The organism is Rhodohalobacter sp. 614A (assembly GCF_021462415.1).
Taxonomy (GTDB): Bacteria; Bacteroidota; Rhodothermia; order Balneolales; family Balneolaceae; genus Rhodohalobacter.
On sequence record NZ_JAKEDS010000002.1, the window covers coordinates 247,434 to 264,888 of the forward strand.

The window sequence follows — 17,455 nt, forward strand, 5'->3', positions numbered from 1 at the left end:
AAAATCAATGACAGAGTTGATTACTTTTTCTACCTTATAGACGTGATCCAAAAAATTGAGCGGGAGCTCAGCCGATGAAGATTTTAATACCATACGACATCACTACCACCGGGATGAAAAATCCCTATCTCTTTCTGTTGATGAGAGAATTCTACCGGTTTGATGATGTGACCGAATTACAGCATGGTTATGGCTGGCTTTATGAGCCGGGTCTTTGGGATATTATCCATCTTCATTGGCCCGAGTTATTGGTGAAATCTCAACTGGCCGATATGTCCAGGACGAATCTTCTTGACGAAAAGCATTTCGACAGGGTTATTGAAGCCATCAGAAAGAAAAAAAATGAGGGAGCAAAAATAATCCTGACGGTCCATAATGAGAAACCTCACAAGGATAAATCCGGTTTGTTCGAAGAGTTTTACAAAGATATGTACGCGCTTAGCGATGGATTTATCCACATGGGTAAATTTTCCAAAAAAATACTTCTGGATGAGTATGCTGAGATTGCTAAGAATAAATTACATGTAGTTATTCCACATGGCGACTATGGTTTTTTTCCTGATGATCTAACACGATCTGAATGCCGAAACAAACTGAATATTTTAAAGGATGAAAAACTGATTTTAAGTTTTGGGGCGATTCGTTCAAAAGAAGAATTAGAGCTTGGAATCGATGCTTTCAAAAATGTGGAAATTGAAAACAGTATTTACTCAATTACCGGTTCGATCCCAAATCCATACCGTTCACAACCACAGCATTTTATTGTGAGGAAAAAACTGTATGCCAATATGTTCAATAATCGGATCAGAACCCATGAGCGAATAGTAGGACCGGAAGAAGTTCAGGTTTATTTGAAGGCTGCCGATCTTCTATTTATTCCGAGATTCAATACACTGAATTCCGGAAATATTGCGTTAGGGTTTACTTTTGGCAAGGTTGTAATCGGGCCGGATTATGGGGTCATCGGCGAGGTTTTGAAAGAAACTGATAATCCTGTTTTCAATCCGCATGATTTACAATCCGTAAGTGATGCCATTAAAAAAGGGCTTGAGTTGGCTGAGGCTGGCCACGGAATTAAGAATAAGGAGTATGCCAATCATTCTATGCAATGGGAGCAGATTGCATCGGAGACCATCAAAGCCTATCAATCCATATAGAACGACAGATGAATCAGCTGAAATCGCATTCTAATCTGCCGTTTGTCTCGGTAATTATTCCCTTTTTTAATAACCATGAAGAGGTTATTCGGATCGAAAAAAAACTCAGGGGACAAACCTATCCTTTGGACTGTTTTGAAATTATTTTTATCGATAATGGATCAACGAAATCATTCGAATTTCCCAAATTATTTTCAGAGAGAAATACACTCTTGTTTGAAAAGGAGCATATCAACAGTCCGTATTCAGCCAGAAACCGTGGAGTTGAAAAATCAAAAGGAGAGGTTATTGTATTTATCGATGCCAATTCAACGCCACAGGAAACCTGGCTGGAAAATGGAATTAACTGCCTCCGGCAAACCAATTCTGATCTCATCGGAGGAAAGGTTCAATTCGATTTTAAAGAGAAAGTGACGGCCGGGAAAATTGTGGACGCCCTTACATCCATCAATATGGAGAAAGCTATTCGTGAACGTGGAGCTGCTTACACGGCGAACCTGTTTGTGAAGAAGGAAGTTTTTGAAGCAGTTGGACTTTTTGAAGAAGGTGTGCGTTCCGGTGGTGATGTGCGATGGACACTGAGAGCAAAAAAGCATGGATTCAGCATTTCATATTGCCAGGCTGCGGTAGTTGAGAAATTCGCCCGGCCTGCCAAAGAGCTTTACCGAAAGAAAATTCGGACTGGAAAGGGTTATTACTATTCGTGGAGACAAGAACCGAACCGGAGAATTTGGTTCTATAATTTCTTTCGATCATTAAAACCACCGGCAAAATCGAAAATAAAAAATTTGAATCCAGATCGATATGATCCCGAATTTGATAAAAAAATAACGGGAATCTGGTTTCATATTTATATTTCGGGAATAGTAGAGCAACTCGCATTTATCTCTGAATACTTTAGCGTGAAAATCAGACATCGACTTTGATTGAAGAAATACCAATTACTTTTGTCTAATCAAAGTTTACATCTACTGGTGGAAAGTGGATATAACCTTCTCGAAAGAAGATCTCGGAGCTATATGCAACATTTTTTCTAATTGGTGGTTTAAAGAATTAGTTTTTCTTCGAATGAAAAGTAAAAAAGACAATAATATTCTAAGGAAGCACAATAGAGACAGAGGGCATATTTTCTTCTTTAAAACCAAAAATTTTAAAAAGAAAACGAATTCTCGAATATTGGGTAATATCGATTATTGTGCATGAAGCGAACATTATCATGCAAACCTTTTTACTAACCATAGACGATGTTTAAAATAAGGAGATAAGAAATGTTTAATTTTGAAATTAAATATTTTGATAAATTTATATTTAAATTACTCATTGAGAAAAGAGAGTAGATATTATTGTGAATAAATTATCCAAATAATGATTTGGTTAAAAAATGGATGTAAAAGAATATCTCATCAAGGTGCCGATTGTAGGAAATTTAGGAAAACGATTTATCAATTTATGGAGAGACAAATCTGATAAGAGGATTATCAAAAGGTTAGGAGGAATACCACACCCAATTGCAAAAATAGTTCAACATGTTTTGATTGATTTTAACAAGAACCATCTTACGGCCAGACAAGAGTGGACACAAGAGATTGAAACTAAACGAGAGCAATTACTAAAAAAGAATACCCCTTTGGTTGATGGATCATTCGATGATGAAGGGCTTTATGATGGTAACAAAACTGTTAGTGAAGCCTGCATAGTTAGCAGGGATCCAAACTCCGCAAGATTTCTTTATTTGATAGCAAAATTCTTGAACCCAAAGTATGTTCTTGAACTGGGGACAAATCTTGGAATTTCTTCGGCATATATTGCGGCAGCTCTTAATGATAATAAAAACAGTGGCTATCTGATCACGCTTGACGCATCCCCGTATCGTCAAAGAATTGCAAAAGAAACACATCAAAGTATTGGTTTAGAAAATATAAAATATGATCAGGGGCTATTTTATGATATTCTGGATGACTCCTTAAACCAGATAAGACAAGTTGATTTAGCTTTTATTGATGGACATCATCAGTATGATCCCACACTGTATTATTTGGAGAAAATTTATCCTTATTCAAATCCAGGATCAGTATTCATTTTTGATGATATACGATACTCTGACGGTATGAAAAAAGCTTGGGAGGAGATCCGAAATGATGAAAGATTTGATTTAGTTATCGATCTGAAAAATATCGGGATCTGTGTTTGTAAAGGAGAGGAAAGATCCAGACGCTTTGTGATTCCTACCATTTATAATATTTTTCGAGATTGAGTACTACTTAATATGCAGCATCTTTTTTGATGCCATTTTTTTATTCATCCGAAGTGTGTAAATATAAAAACCGGAGGCTAGTCCCGATCCATCCAGGAGTTGGATAAAATAGGTGCCCGGTTCTCTTCTCCCGTTAAAGAGAGTTTTAATTTTTTTTCCAGCCAGGTTATAAAGGTCTATTTGCACCTCTCCGGCTTCCTCAACAGAGTAATAAAATTGCGTTTGACTGTTGAAAGGGTTTGGATAGTTTTGTTCTAGGTAAAAGGATAATTCAGTTTCAATCTGAGGAAAGACTCCTCCTGTGATTTCTTTATATCTTTTTATCGCTTCCAGGAAATAATAGTCTGCATATACAGTGCCTCGTTCTTTATCACCCCGGTGAATCGTGGAGCGAAGAAGGATCGAACTGTCGCTGGTATTTTGAGATGAATAATGGGTCATAAGAGAGCTAAGGATATTTACAGACGTATCGAAATATTTAGGCTGATCTGTAAAAGAATACAACTCCATAAGGCCGGAAGCGGCAACAGAAGCAGCCGAAGCATCTTTGGTGGTAGAAGGAATGGACGGTTCAAGAAAGTCGTACCAGGGTATATTGTCGTCAGGTAAATTGGCGATAAAATATTCGGCAGCTTTGATGGCGGCCTCCAAAAAATCAGGGCGTTTGGTATAACGATAAGCCATCGTAAAGCCGTAAATAGCCCAGCCCTGCCCGCGGGCCCATACGGAATTTGGACCATATCCCTGGATGGTAAATTTTCGGTTTACATTTCCCTGGTCATCAAAATCTACAATGTGATAGGTGCTTCCGTTTTCTCTGAAGTGGTGCTTGTACGTAGTTTTTGCATGTTCAACGGCTATATTCAGCCATTCTTCTTTTTCAGAATATTTTGCAGCCAAGAAAAGCAACTCAAGATTCATCATGTTGTCGATGATCACCGGATAATTTGCATTTAACGATTCCCACGGATCCCACGATTTGATTGCTTTGATATCAGGATTATAACGGGAAGCGAGACTATTAGCCCCCTGCATAACGGCTCGTAAATATTGTCGATTTTGAGTTAGTATGTATCCGTTTCCCAAACTCCCGAATATTCTGAGTCCCACATCATGGTCGTTAGACATATTTGCCGTGCTTTTCATGTCCTCCGTCCACATGCTGGCATAATCTTTCCATTTTTCATCGCCGGTAAGTTGATACATATACCAAAGAGACCCTGCAAAATAGCCGCTGGTCCACTCATTTCGGGTGTGGGAAATCCATTTTCCTGTTTCTGGATCTGTATGAGCAGGATGGAGGGTAGGATCGAAAGCGAGCTCCTGTAATGTCTGGGTTAGTTTTTTATCTGCAAGATCTACCGCCTCATTTAGATAATGAAAATCATGGAGTCTTTGAGAGGAGATTTGTGAAAAACTGAACTCAACAGAAAAATTGAAAAAGAAGAGGAAAAAAAATAAAAAAAGATGAATGGTATAAAGAGCTTTCATTTTAAAAAACATTTTCCAACTTCGAAAAGTTGTATTTAGAGTGGCGCCGGGAAAGCAAGAAGAATATTCGAGTTTCGACAATGATTCTGTTCAACCAAATAATTCACAACCTGCTCATATTCTGCACTTTCGAAAGCGGTAGCGGCAGGGCGGAAAATTTCCAGGTATCTACAACTATTAAAGCCGGGATCGGAATTGAATAACGTCGCTTTATTTGCTCCCTGGATATATGAAGCTACATTGTCAAGAGCGGCTTTTAGTCCTCCATAAGTGCAATCAGCAGTGGCACAGTCTTTTAAAACCGGCCAGTCCCGATCATCACCTGTTTTCAGATAATGATTTTTTCGCAGCAGGCTCAAATACATATAGGCTTTTAAATTGAAATACACATAATGCTGGGGAATTGCCCTGCTTGCTTCTCTCGGGAGTCCGCCATTCGATTCAAATTGTCCACCGATTCGCTGAGATACCGGTTCAATATGAGTGGAAGAGTTTAAATGGTTCTCCTGTTCAGTGAATAACAGATAGATGACTCTTTGGGCATCCAGCCATGTAGAGACATTACTTCCGCCATAAGACTGAGGTGGATAATTATTATGAAGCCATATATAAAATTCAAAAAACCATTCTTTCAGCTTAAAGTGTTGATCTGCTGTCCAGTGAGGACTGTCATATAGTAAACTGGCTGATTCAATCATATCGATAAAATCCAATGCCCCTACGATACCGGACCCTCCCGGTTTTTCATGCACTCCCCACTGAATGCTTGAGAAATTCATGTTGGGGTTCATTCTTGTACCGGGATTGAGAAACCAGTTCTTTAATTCTGTTGAAGCTTTTAGAGCATACTTTTCATCTTTGGTGAAGTAGTACGCGAGAGACAGGCTGTAGACCGCTGCTGAAATCCTTTCCAGTTTGGGTTTATCATACTCATAAAATTCAGGATTGGTTCTGCCGTCGATTAAATCCGTATAAGCTCCTGTAGAATCGGGGTAGGCGTACCTGTGAATACTCATATAATCGTGAGGATCTCCACTTGGAGGCAATTTCGGCTTTTCGGTTACATAGCTGAAAGACACGTTAAGAAGAGAATCCGCCCCGGTAATTAACCGATTAAATTCCAAGGATAATTGAGAAGAATCCAGGCGTAAAGAATCAATAAGATCCAGATGATCCGTTTGTAATAAGTACGGTCCGGTATTGGAATTTGTAAGCCGCTTTAATTGAAGAATATTATCTGATGAAAGAGATTTTCCACAAGAAATGAAGACGAATGTGCACGCAAAAACGGCAGCGATCACCTTTAAAGAATTATATCTGAATCTATATACCAACGTTTATTTAAATATTTCAAACATTAACAGTAAATGTACTTGTAAAACTAATATCAAATATAAAATACGTTTTAGTCATTTACGAACAGTTTACAGAAGCTTAACTTTTTTTATAACAAATCTTTTAACTCAATTTTCACTTTTTCCTGATGATATGAAACCCTATTATCTATCCTCTTTAGAAATGGAGTAAATGATTGTTGATGCATTTACCATACATCGGTAGATTTAAAGTATAATATCTAAACGTGATTTCGGGAGTAGCTTCAGAAACCATAAAAAGGTTTTGGTGATTTCGGATTCACATCATTGTTACACGGTTTTTAAATGATTAATAAAATATTAGAACGACTTAAAATACTATTCTCAACCAAGAGCTCCCGGCGTAATATGTGGCCCATGGCCGAAAAACTTCCAACAGAGCACATCAAAAATTGTAAGCTGGTTGAAGACCGCTATCAATTACTGCGGGAAATCCACACAAGAGGAACCTGTGCTGAAATCGGGATACTAAAAGGAGATTTCTCCAGGGAAATTCTGGATACCATCAAACCCAAAAAACTTCATTTGGTGGATGTAGATTCCGAGGCCATCAAAATTGCAAGAGTTCGATTCAAAGAGTACATAAGTGACGGTTTTGTTTCGACTCATGAGGAAGATTCTTCCAAATGGCTTCAATCCATGCCGGATGAAACGTTTGACTGGATTTATATTGATGGAGATCACAGCTATGAAGGCGTTAAAAAAGACCTGGAAGCAGCTCATCCAAAATTAAAACCGGAGGGCATGATCTCTTTAAACGATTATATCTTTTTCGGGCCTTCCGATCTGACAAAGTACGGCGTGATTGAAGCAACCAATGAGTTTTGCCTGAAGTATGGTTATGAATTGGTTCACTTTGCCCTGCATGGCCGCATGTATAACGATGTGACCATCCGGCGAATGAAATAATAATCGTATTTGGAATCGGAGATGAGACGAGGCTTAGAATAACGTTGTTCAGAGCCTGAAATGTGCAAATGCTATTTGTCTCCGGGCGAAGTTTCAAATTCCATCCTTTCAAAATTACCGGGATGTATGCTACCTTTCGGGAATCATAACAGAATCGTGCTATTTTGAATCCAACCGTTACCGTTATAATCCCTGTTTTAAACGCAGCTTCTATGCTGCCGAAAGTGCTGGAGGCTCTTGCCAGCCAATCCTATCCCCGGGAGATGACAGAGGTTCTTATTGTTGACAACGGTTCTGCGGATAACTCAAAAGAGGTGGCAAAATCCTATGGAGTGAAGGTCTTATCCGAAACGGAAACTAAAAGTCCATACGCGGCCAGAAATGTCGGTTTTGAATATGCCACCGGGTCGATAATAGCGTTGACAGATGCGAATAAAGTACCGGACAAACACTGGATTGAAGAAGGGGTAAATTCTCTCCTTAAAAACGATGCTGACTTAGCCGGCGGCCAGATTCTGTTTGATCTTGATGAAAACCCCACAAGCGCTGAACTGTTCGATGCCATCACCTACAACGACAATCGTAGATTTGTTCTTGAACAACAAAGTTCAGCTTCCGGAAACCTGTTTTTCAAAAAGAACCTGTTGGATGAACTTGGACCGTTTCCCGATCAGTTTCGGTCCGGTATGGATATTTGGTGGACAAAAAACGCCGTTCAAAACGGGCACAAAATAGTGTTTTCAGAAAAAGCCGTTGTTTATTGTAAACCGCGTAAGCTAAAGTCAATCTTAAAAAAATCAATGCGGGTTGGTGTGCTTCACCCCATTATTTTCAAGCAGCAGGGAAAATCTATTTTCTACATTCTGGGGCAGACATTTCGTACCTTTGCACCACCAAAAATCAAACCGTTAAAACAGAAACTTTCCAAACTTGGGAAACCGAACTCACTTTTTAGAGTTTGGTGTGTTGCATGGATGTGCAAAGCCATGATGGGTGCAGGTCGTTTTCGTGGACTTACTCATCTTAACCAGAATATCCGAAGCGATGCGGAGTCATACACTTTGAATTGATCTGAATGAAGATTGGGTTCATTTATTATACATTTTATCCCGTTTCTGGGGGAGCGTCTGTTCACGGTTACAACCTGGCCAAAGAACTGCATGCGATGGGATACGAGCTGTATAAAATAAATGGAGCAGCCGATCCATTTACCACTAAGCTGCAAAACCCTGTTTCAGGAATCTTTCGGATTTTAGCAAGCTGCGATGTGATCTACATACGAATGGACTACTTTCTGAATCTCAGAAACCTGGTTTCGCTTTTCGCAATTGCCGGCAGAAAGAAAATTATTGTCGAGATCAACTCTCCATCGGATGAATTGCATTTGTTTGGACGAAGCGGGAAATATATTCGGCTTGCAGATCGTATAATGAGAAATATCCTGAAACATGCAGATGCAGTGATTACGGTCAGCGAATCATTAAAGAAATATTGCAAAGAAGCCTTGAACCTGGATAAAGTTTATGTGGTGGAAAATGGCGGTGAGATTTTTCCCGTATCAGATTATGCAGTAAGCAAAGAAGTGGAAGAAAAGTTTGTACGGATCAGGCAGAAATATTCAAAAATTGTGGTCTGGTCGGGTTCTTTGAATGAAATGCAGGATTTGTCGGGAATTCAAAAAATAGCCGAATCACAGAAAGAACATACGGCCGTTATCCTTATCGTAAAAGAGGATTTAAAAGAAGGTGCTTATCCAACGTCCCTCCAGAACCTGTTTGTTTTTAAAAATCTTTCGAGGGATGATGTCAAATATATTATCTCCAAATCGGATATCGGGTTGGCGTTGTACAGCGAGTACCCGTGGTCTCGGTGGGGATTTTATAACAGTTCGCTCAAAATATTTGAATATTTGAACAACGGCCTTCTTACAATTACAAATACGGAAGGTACCAGGTCTCAGAATTCATACCCCAATTTTCGATTTGTTGAAAATATGGATGAGATGATCAGAGTGATTGAGAATCATACACCAGGTGCTTTTGAAATACCGGCTCCCAGAACATGGAGAGACGTTGCAGAGGAGACATCACAAATCATACAAAAAGTGGTTCAGGGATGATGACAATCACTCATAAACATGTTAAACAATGGCTGTTTCTGTTGCCATTTTTCCTCTATGAGGATCTTATCCTTTCGGTAGGCATGTTTGTGATAGGCTATCTGATTATTGAGTATGAAAAAATAGATGTGGCGCTTTCCAAACTGGAATGGCGGGAGTACCTGTTTTTTATCTACATGTTTCACATGTTGTTTGGAGAAAGAGAGTTTGCCTATGTGGGATTTGAACCGCTCTTCGTCACGGAAATCGTAATATTCGGATTGGTGGTTTCCTATGCGAGAGAGCTTCTTCAAATCAGGAAAGTACTCCTTGTTTATTACCTGATTGTGCTGGCAGGGCTTGGGTTTGCCGTGGTCTACTTTTCGGATAACCAGATTGACGCGATTCGTGACTCCTTTATGCTTGTGTATGCCATTTGGGTTCCCATCGTTTACTACATTTTTAAAAATGAAAATCATTACGATCTGTTCTTTCTCTTTTTGAAACTTTTTATAGTACTGAAAGGTGCACAGTATGTCTACGAAGCGGTGATGATACTGACCGGCATGAAGATCATTTCTTTTGAAGGCTTCCGGTTTGGTGTAGGTTTCATCCTTCCGTCGCTGATTGTACTCACCATTTTCCTGCCGCTCCGGCAGGTCGACGTCAAATACAAAATTGCCGCTCTCGTTATGGTGCCCGCTGTATTTACCATGTTTCACCGGTCCGTATTTCTGGGCATAATACTTGGTTTGCTTCTTATTTTTGTGATTGGCAGCAATTTCACCCGAAAGAAGATTGTAACCTACGGGCTTTTGAGCCTTGTTCTGCTCATCGGGTTTTTATTCTACTACAATACAGTTGTTGATGTGGATATCTTCAGAATACTTGAACTGAAGACCTCTTTAGAGGAGGGAAATATCAACTATCGGTTTGTATCGTGGCAGCATGTTATGGATAAATTTTATGAACACTTTCTGCTTGGCTACGGGGTGGGGCAGCCGGTCATGTTTTCACAAAACAACATTTTTTATAACACGGTAGAATTAACCTATTTCCAGATCAGAGATCTTGATGGAAACGCACAGCCACACAATTCATATCTGAATATTCTTGCACGTTTTGGAATCCTGATTTTCCCGTTTTTTTTGTATGCCGTATTACAACCGCTCAAAAAGATCCCGGAATACATGCGGATTAAAAAGAGAGGGGGGAGTCATGCCTACTCAAAATTTTTGTTGCTGATCGGGTTCTTAATTTTGATGTATGTTCTCGCATTTTTCAATGTTGTTCTGGAAGGACCGCATCACGCATTTCCTTTTTGGCTGGCTATTGGGATGCTTCTTGGCTATGGAAGAGCCGGTAATTTTTCTGAAAAATTTGTTCAAATAAAACAAGTATCATCGGTTTCATGAAAATACTCCAGGTTCACAATAAATATAAGATTACCGGCGGAGAGTGGACCGTTCTGAATCAGGAGTACGATTTACTGAGAAGAGATCATGAGGTTGATCAGTTGATTGTTGATAATAATGAAATACTGAATTCGACACTCAGCAAGCTGAAGCTCATTTTTTCCACGCATTACAATAGCTCTTCAAAAGAATTGCTGAAAGCGAAACTGCACGAGAGCAAACCGGATGTGATGCATGTTCACAATTTTTTTCCGCTTTTAACCCCATCCATTTTTGAAGCTGCCAGGGAAGCCGGTGTTCCCTCAGTGTTAACTTTGCACAATTACCGGCTGATTCATCCCAACGGATTGATGTACCATCAAGGTAATATTGATACGCGAAGTGTTTCCGGTAGTGCGTATCAATGTGTAACAGACGGCGTTTACCGGGATTCCATACTGCAAACGGCGGTTTCGGCTCATATGATTGAGTATCATCGAAAACACAAGACCTGGGATAGGCTGCCGTCTGCTTTTATTGCACTTTCAGAATTTTCAAAACAGAAATTTATTGAAGGCGGTCTGCCCGGCGACCGTATTATTGTAAAACCAAACTTCATGGAAGATCCGGCGGGGAGTCATCCGGGGTTACTGTCCAAACCAAAGAAAAAGCATCAATTTATTTATGTAGGGAGAATGAGCCATGAAAAGGGAGTTCAGGACCTGATTGATTGCTGGATGAAATACAAGATTAAAGCAAAACTGATTTTGGCCGGTGATGGACCTCTGAAATCAAAGCTGGAAAAAAAATCCAAAGATAACAGTCAGATCATGTGGCTGGGCGAAGTTTCTAATGAAGAGATATTACAAAAGCTCGCCGAATCCAGTGCGCTGTTATTTCCAACAAAATGGTATGAAGGGTTGCCCATGATCCTGATTGAAGCGATGTCCGTTGGTTGTCCAATCCTTACATCCAAAATCGGGAATCCCCAGGATTTGGTAGATCACAACGAAAACGGACTCCACTTTGAACCGGGAAATGTAGATGAACTATATGAAAGAATTCAGTTTTTCGAACAAAATGAAAAGCTGAGGATGAAAATGGGAGAAAAGGCCCGGGAAAAATATGTGAAGTATTTCACGCCGGAAAGCAATTACAGGCAACTGATGGATGTATACGAAATTGCCGAACAGCTTGAACAACAATTGGCTGGATCACAAGAAACGGTTTTGGCGAAATGAGCGACCGGGTAAATATATTAGGGACAGAAGTGAGCCGGTACAATCTCTCCGAAACAATGGAGTTGATGAGTGAGGCTATCCAGGGCGGGAAGAAACTGAGGATTTCAGTAACGCCTGTAAATTGCATTCTCTGGGCCCGCAAGAATTCGAAATTGCGTGAAATTTACAATACGGCTGAAGTTGTAACCGCTGACGGCGTTCCAGTTGTGTGGGCCTCCAAAGTGTTAAAAAAACCGATCCGTGGTCGGGTTACGGGTCTTGATCTTTTGCCGGAGTTTGCAAAAGTAGCGGCAGAACGAAACCATTCCTTCTTTTTTTTAGGTGCAGCCGAAGGAGTTGCAGAAAGCCTTGCTGCATCACTAAAGGAGAAAAATCCCGGATTGAAAATTGCGGGAACATATTCTCCTCCGTTTGCGGCTCAATTTTCTGATGAAGAAAATCAGAAAATGATAGAAATGGTAAACAGATCGAATGCAGATGTACTTTGGGTAAGCCTAACCGCCCCCAAACAGGATTATTGGATTGCCAATCATTTTGATAAGTTAAATGTATCCGTGGCAATAGGTGTAGGCGCAGCATTTGATGTTGTTGCCGGAAATATTAAAAGATCACCTGCATGGATGCAAAAGTGGGGATTGGAATGGCTCTACCGGCTTATCCAGGAACCCAGAAGGTTGTCAAGGCGGTATCTGATCGAGGCACCTGTTTTTTTGCCCTTAATTATGAAGCAGGCATTTCAGACAAAACGAGAACATGGATATACAGAAAACAGATAAAATTTATGTGGCCGGCCATCGGGGAATGGTGGGTTCGGCTGTACTAAGAAAACTTACTGAGGAGGGATTTTCAAACCTTGTTGTAAGAACAAGCAGCGAACTGGATCTTCGTAAGCAAGAGGAAGTCCATTCATTTATCAGCCGGGAAAAACCCAAGGCAGTGATTATTGCGGCTGCAAAAGTTGGCGGCATTCTTGCCAATGATTCTTATCCATATGCTTTTTTGCACGACAATCTTATCATTGAAGACAACCTGATTCATGCTTCTCATGAAAATGATGTTGAGAAACTGATTTTTCTGGGCAGTTCCTGTATCTACCCAAAATATGCTGACCAGCCATTAAAAGAAGATTCGGTGCTTACGGGACCACTCGAGCCAACCAATCAGTGGTATGCCATTGCAAAGATTGCAGGGGTTAAATTATGCGAGGCGTTGCGAAAAGAGCATGGGCGCGATTATGTGTCGCTGATGCCTACGAATCTTTATGGTCCCGGCGATAATTTTGATCTGAAAACCTCGCATGTGCTGCCTGCGATGATTCGAAAGTTTCATGATGCTGCGGAACAGGGACATGAACCTGTAACATTGTGGGGATCCGGCCAACCAATGAGAGAGTTTTTATATGTAGATGATGTTGCCGATGCCGTGCTTTTTACACTGCGAAACAAAATGAGCGATCATCTATATAACGTGGGGACCGGGAAGGACATAACCATTTTAAAACTGGCACAAAAAATTCAGAAAATAACAGGTCACAAAGGTGAAATTATTTGGGATACCGGCAAGCCTGACGGAACTCCGCGAAAATTAATGGACGTATCGAAAATAGAAGCGGATGGATGGGTTTACAAAACCGAACTGGACGATGGGATTGAGAAAACTTATAGATGGTTTAAACAAAACCGCGAAAGGATTAGAGAAGTAAGGTTCGGTTAAATAAAGCCCCGGAATCAACGAGTCTTTTAAAATGGACTAAAAGATATTAAAATTATTTCATAGATAATTTCATGGAAAAAACCATATTCTGATAATGTGTTTTTCTCATAAAATTAAGTTCATTATTGGAAGCAAATATTCTTAAATTTATTTGTTATCATTTAATTCACTGAACGCATTTTCCTATTGTAAATAAGTTTGAAACGAGGTAAGTTTGTTGTTTACAAAAATTGCGTGGCCGAGAAAAGTAACTTGTAATGGATATATCGATCAATGAGGTTCAGACGGTAAGAGAAAGACTTCAGCAAGAGTCCAGAAATGGAAACGACAATGCTGATTCTTATCTCAAAAACGGCTATATGCTGTCGACCTATAAGAACCTTAAAGTAAGACAATATAAAGGAAAGAGAGTAGTAGATCTTGCGATCGGTTCGGTAGCACTTATTTTTTGTCTGATTTTATTTCCATTTATTGCACTTGGAATCAAACTTTCTTCCAGGGGACCAATCTTTTTTAAGCAAAAGCGCACCGGCCAAAATGGAGTTATTTTTACCTGCTATAAATTCCGGACAATGCGTTGTTCGACAAAACGTACACCAAATGGAAGGCCGGATATCACTGTAGAAGGAGATGACAGAATTTTTCCCTTTGGGAGATTACTCCGACTTTTAAATTTGGATGAACTCCCGCAAATCATCAATGTTTTAAAGGGAGACATGAGTTTGGTAGGCCCAAGGCCATACCCGGTTGAAGAGTGCTCTTTTTGGAATTCAACGTTTGACGACTTTTTTTACCGATATGCGGTAAAGCCCGGAATTACCGGTTTTTCGCAAGTGAAAGGATATAGGGGAGGTACATACAGTGTGGAGCACATGCGAAAGAGAACGGATTACGACCTGATCTATGTCCAGAAAAACACTTTTTTAATGGACCTCTATATTATCATGAAAACAGTAACAAAAATGATCAATTTGGATACAAACGCCCATTAAACCCATTCAATTTGTTCGACGTTAACCCCTCCAGAATTTATTACAATACGATATAGCCTACACATGAAAAAAGTTTTATCAGCACTCTTAATTCTATCCTCTTTTTTACTTCTCATTCCAAAACTATCGAACGCCCAACAGATTCCAAGCAACATCAATATCGGGAATATCCAGAATGTTGATGTAAGCTCGCTGACCGATGCCCAGTTGCTGAATTTTTATCAGCAAATGCAGGAAAACGGATTTACGGTTCAGGAAGTGGGGAATATAGCACGCGCCAGAGGTTTACCCCAGGCCCAGGCCCAGTTGCTTGTTACCAGGTTAAACCAGGTAGCTGCTTCCGTTGGGGGAGGTCAGGATGGACAGAACGGTTCAGGTAATCAAGGCCGTGATGACGCAGGCATGCAATTACAGTACAGTGAATTGCCCCCCGTTGAACAAGAGTTGCTTGTAAGTGAATTAAGGAGATTGGTTGAACAACGGAATGAAGAAGAAGTGATGAGACAACTTGATCTCATTATTGAGGAAGGGTTTCCTATTTTCGGGGAGAGTATTTTTGCAGGATCTTCCCAATCGTTTGAACCCTCTGTAGACATTCCCACCCCGGTTGATTATGTATTTGGTGCAGGTGATGTTGTTGAAATTGAAATATGGGGGGCAGCTGAAGAGCGGTATTCCGAGGAAATCGATCCATCCGGAAATATCAGGATTCCACGGATTGGCCCGATTCAAATTTCCGGGTTACGTTATGATGAAGCCAAAGCAAAAATTTTAAGAAACCTGAAACAAATATATTCAGGACTGAACCTGACAAATCCGAGTGAAGGAAATACTTTTGCAGATGTATCACTGGGTGATGTTCGAAGCATCAATGTAAGTATGATCGGTGAAGTGCGGCAGCCGGGTTCTTATACGGTATCTTCATTATCCACCGTATTCAACCTTCTTTATGCCGCCGGCGGACCAAATCGGTCGGGTTCATGGAGGGAAATCCAGATTATTCGTGGTGACAGTATAGCGTATACATTCGATATCTATGACTTAATGATATACGGAGATCAGTCAGACAATATCCGGCTTCGTGATCAGGATGTGATAAAAATTCCTCCCTATATAAACCGCATTCAGCTTACCGGAGAAGTAAAACGTCCCGGTTTGTTTGAGTTGGAAGAAGGTGAGACACTCGGTGATTTGATGGATTTTACAGGCGGTTTTTCAGCGGATGCTTACAAAGACCGAATTATTATTCACAGGAAAACCAATATTCAGCGAAGTGTTGCAGACGTCAATTGGCCGGATGGATCCGACTTTGTCCTGAGAAACGGTGACGAAATAGAGATAGGATCCATTGTAGATCGATATGAAAACCGTGTGAGCATTGAAGGTGCGGTTTACAAACCAGGCGATTATGAACTTACAGATGGATTAACATTACTGGATTTGATTCAGAAAGCCGAAGGAGTTACGGAAGACGCGTACCTGGACAGAGGTATAATTTACCGAAGTATGGATGATTTGATGCTGGAAAGTATTCCGTTCTCCGTTCGTGATATCATAGAAGGTAACGCCGACGATATTCCACTTAGAAGAAATGACCTTATTAGAATTTCTTCCCGTTTCGATTTAAGAGAAACTCTTACAGTGAGGGTAAGCGGGGCCGTAAATAATCCCAACAGGTTTGAATACCTGGAAGGCATGACTCTGGAAGATGCCGTATTCCTCGCTGATGGACTGAGAGATGAAGCTGCTGCCTATCGGGTTGAAGTGGCCCGGCGTGTGGTGGACGGTGATACTAGGGTGAAGGTCAATCAGATTGCAAATATTTACGAGTTTGAAATAGACGAAAATTTCAGCTTCCAGGGAAGTGATGGTGAGTTTGAGCTTCAACCTTACGATATGGTATTTGTTCGTACCAAGCCCAACTACCAGGAACAGTTGACCGTGAGAATTGAAGGCGAAGTTCAATATCCCGGAGAATATGTTCTCGAAAGAAGAGATGCACGCCTCACTGATTTGATCAGACAGGCAGGCGGTTTATCTGATTTTGCCTATCCTGCCGGCGCCTCAATGGACCGTATTCTTGAAATCACAACCCGCCGGGTTGAAATAGATCGTGAAGGTTCGGAAGGCAGAACCCAAACGCTTAACTCACTGAACCTGGAAAATGTCAACCTCGATCGTTTTGAAACGGTTAATGATACTACATATACCCCTGTGGGTATCCGTTTAGACGATGCATTGGATGATCCGAGTAGCATAGACGATATTCGTTTACAGGAAGGGGATATCATTCGAATTCCGCGTAATTTACAAACCGTTCGGGTAGAAGGCGGTGTTCTTCAGCCGGTCACGATGCGTTATGTTCCGGGCCGCGGATTACAGGGATACATCGACAATGCCGGCGGAACAACAGATCGTGGCCAGCGCCACAGGGCATATATTGTTTATGCCAATGGCGAAGTTGATCGGGTCCGGCGCTTCCTCAGAATCAGAAGTAATCCTGATGTAGAGCCCGGAGCCACTATTATCGTTCCGGAAAAACCGGCAGGACGTGAAATGTCGCCCCAAGAGCGAATTGGTTTAGCCTCGAGTATTGCTACAACCACCATTCTGTTCCTCAACCTGCTTGACAGGCTTCGTTAATAATTACTCAACATTTAAAGGAGGCTTTTGAGAGTCTCCTTTTTTTGATATTTGAGAATGAAGCAAAACGGCAGAAGTAACTCATTACTATTTTCACTTCTTGTCGAACATTTCGGATTTCTTTACTTTTATTCTGTCGTTAATCATCTAAAAGAAAAGGCTTCTGAACGGAGTGAATGCCAACCAT

The 17,455-nt window shown here is 40.6% G+C and carries 14 protein-coding genes; 12 read left to right on the forward strand and 2 right to left on the reverse strand.

The window, feature by feature from the left end; translation table 11 throughout:
• Positions 1 to 74: 74 nt before the first annotated feature.
• The 3 genes from L0B18_RS09865 to L0B18_RS09875 all read left to right on the forward strand — a co-directional run bounded on the left by L0B18_RS09865 (position 75) and on the right by L0B18_RS09875 (position 3,411).
• Positions 75 to 1,157, forward strand: coding sequence for a glycosyltransferase (locus L0B18_RS09865; RefSeq protein WP_234571599.1), 1,083 nt, complete (start codon positions 75 to 77; stop codon positions 1,155 to 1,157).
• An 8-nt stretch (positions 1,158 to 1,165) separates the two neighbouring features.
• Positions 1,166 to 2,083 carry a glycosyltransferase gene (locus L0B18_RS09870; RefSeq protein ID WP_234571600.1) on the forward strand — a complete coding sequence of 306 codons (918 nt, stop codon included), beginning with the start codon at positions 1,166 to 1,168 and terminating at the stop codon, positions 2,081 to 2,083.
• Between the two features lie 455 nt (positions 2,084 to 2,538).
• A complete protein-coding gene (locus L0B18_RS09875) occupies positions 2,539 to 3,411 on the forward strand; it encodes an O-methyltransferase (protein WP_234571601.1) in 873 nt (290 codons plus the stop codon).
• A 3-nt stretch (positions 3,412 to 3,414) separates the two neighbouring features.
• Here L0B18_RS09875 and L0B18_RS09880 read toward each other — a convergent pair whose 3' ends face one another.
• Together L0B18_RS09880 and L0B18_RS09885 are read right to left on the reverse strand one after the other, a co-directional pair.
• On the reverse strand, positions 3,415 to 4,902 hold the full coding sequence (locus L0B18_RS09880; RefSeq protein ID WP_234571602.1) for a glycoside hydrolase family 88 protein: 1,488 nt from the start codon (positions 4,900 to 4,902) through the stop codon (positions 3,415 to 3,417).
• A gap of 35 nt (positions 4,903 to 4,937) precedes the next feature.
• Positions 4,938 to 6,026: an alginate lyase family protein gene (locus L0B18_RS09885; protein ID WP_234571603.1), complete on the reverse strand. Its 1,089-nt coding sequence runs from the start codon at positions 6,024 to 6,026 to the stop codon at positions 4,938 to 4,940.
• 537 nt (positions 6,027 to 6,563) lie between these two features.
• Here L0B18_RS09885 and L0B18_RS09890 point away from each other — a divergent pair.
• The 9 genes from L0B18_RS09890 (at position 6,564) to L0B18_RS09930 (ending at position 17,268) form a co-directional block, all read left to right on the forward strand.
• Entirely contained in the window at positions 6,564 to 7,187 is a 624-nt protein-coding gene (locus L0B18_RS09890; protein ID WP_234571604.1) for a class I SAM-dependent methyltransferase, read from the forward strand.
• 164 nt (positions 7,188 to 7,351) lie between these two features.
• Complete coding sequence (locus L0B18_RS09895; RefSeq protein WP_234571605.1) at positions 7,352 to 8,257, forward strand: glycosyltransferase; 906 nt, start codon at positions 7,352 to 7,354, stop codon at positions 8,255 to 8,257.
• 5 nt (positions 8,258 to 8,262) lie between these two features.
• A complete protein-coding gene (locus tag L0B18_RS09900; protein WP_234571606.1) occupies positions 8,263 to 9,306 on the forward strand; it encodes a glycosyltransferase in 1,044 nt (347 codons plus the stop codon).
• A complete protein-coding gene (locus L0B18_RS09905; protein ID WP_234571607.1) occupies positions 9,303 to 10,700 on the forward strand; it encodes an O-antigen ligase family protein in 1,398 nt (465 codons plus the stop codon). Before L0B18_RS09900 ends, L0B18_RS09905 begins: the two co-directional genes overlap by 4 nt.
• Positions 10,697 to 11,920, forward strand: a complete 1,224-nt coding sequence (locus L0B18_RS09910) for a glycosyltransferase family 4 protein (protein ID WP_234571608.1) — start codon at positions 10,697 to 10,699, stop codon at positions 11,918 to 11,920. Before L0B18_RS09905 ends, L0B18_RS09910 begins: the two co-directional genes overlap by 4 nt.
• Positions 11,917 to 12,696 carry a WecB/TagA/CpsF family glycosyltransferase gene (locus tag L0B18_RS09915; RefSeq protein WP_234571609.1) on the forward strand — a complete coding sequence of 260 codons (780 nt, stop codon included), beginning with the start codon at positions 11,917 to 11,919 and terminating at the stop codon, positions 12,694 to 12,696. The genes L0B18_RS09910 and L0B18_RS09915 overlap by 4 nt, the downstream gene beginning before the upstream one ends.
• Positions 12,680 to 13,633 carry a GDP-L-fucose synthase family protein gene (locus tag L0B18_RS09920; protein ID WP_370647582.1) on the forward strand — a complete coding sequence of 318 codons (954 nt, stop codon included), beginning with the start codon at positions 12,680 to 12,682 and terminating at the stop codon, positions 13,631 to 13,633. Before L0B18_RS09915 ends, L0B18_RS09920 begins: the two co-directional genes overlap by 17 nt.
• Positions 13,634 to 13,890: 257 nt before the next feature.
• Complete coding sequence (locus tag L0B18_RS09925; protein ID WP_234571611.1) at positions 13,891 to 14,625, forward strand: sugar transferase; 735 nt, start codon at positions 13,891 to 13,893, stop codon at positions 14,623 to 14,625.
• A 63-nt stretch (positions 14,626 to 14,688) separates the two neighbouring features.
• A complete protein-coding gene (locus L0B18_RS09930; protein WP_234571612.1) occupies positions 14,689 to 17,268 on the forward strand; it encodes an SLBB domain-containing protein in 2,580 nt (859 codons plus the stop codon).
• Positions 17,269 to 17,455: the final 187 nt, after the last annotated feature.

Bases quoted from the DNA above. Each gene is read 5' to 3' on its own strand.
- L0B18_RS09865 (WP_234571599.1), top strand. From the start codon at position 75: ATGAAGATTTTAATACCATACGACATCACTACCACCGGGATGAAAAAT.
- L0B18_RS09870 (WP_234571600.1), top strand. From the start codon at position 1,166: ATGAATCAGCTGAAATCGCATTCTAATCTGCCGTTTGTCTCGGTAATT.
- L0B18_RS09875 (WP_234571601.1), top strand. From the start codon at position 2,539: ATGGATGTAAAAGAATATCTCATCAAGGTGCCGATTGTAGGAAATTTA.
- L0B18_RS09880 (WP_234571602.1), bottom strand. From the start codon at position 4,902: ATGAAAGCTCTTTATACCATTCATCTTTTTTTATTTTTTTTCCTCTTC.
- L0B18_RS09890 (WP_234571604.1), top strand. From the start codon at position 6,564: ATGATTAATAAAATATTAGAACGACTTAAAATACTATTCTCAACCAAG.
- L0B18_RS09900 (WP_234571606.1), top strand. From the start codon at position 8,263: ATGAAGATTGGGTTCATTTATTATACATTTTATCCCGTTTCTGGGGGA.
- L0B18_RS09905 (WP_234571607.1), top strand. From the start codon at position 9,303: ATGATGACAATCACTCATAAACATGTTAAACAATGGCTGTTTCTGTTG.
- L0B18_RS09910 (WP_234571608.1), top strand. From the start codon at position 10,697: ATGAAAATACTCCAGGTTCACAATAAATATAAGATTACCGGCGGAGAG.
- L0B18_RS09915 (WP_234571609.1), top strand. From the start codon at position 11,917: ATGAGCGACCGGGTAAATATATTAGGGACAGAAGTGAGCCGGTACAAT.
- L0B18_RS09925 (WP_234571611.1), top strand. From the start codon at position 13,891: ATGGATATATCGATCAATGAGGTTCAGACGGTAAGAGAAAGACTTCAG.
- L0B18_RS09930 (WP_234571612.1), top strand. From the start codon at position 14,689: ATGAAAAAAGTTTTATCAGCACTCTTAATTCTATCCTCTTTTTTACTT.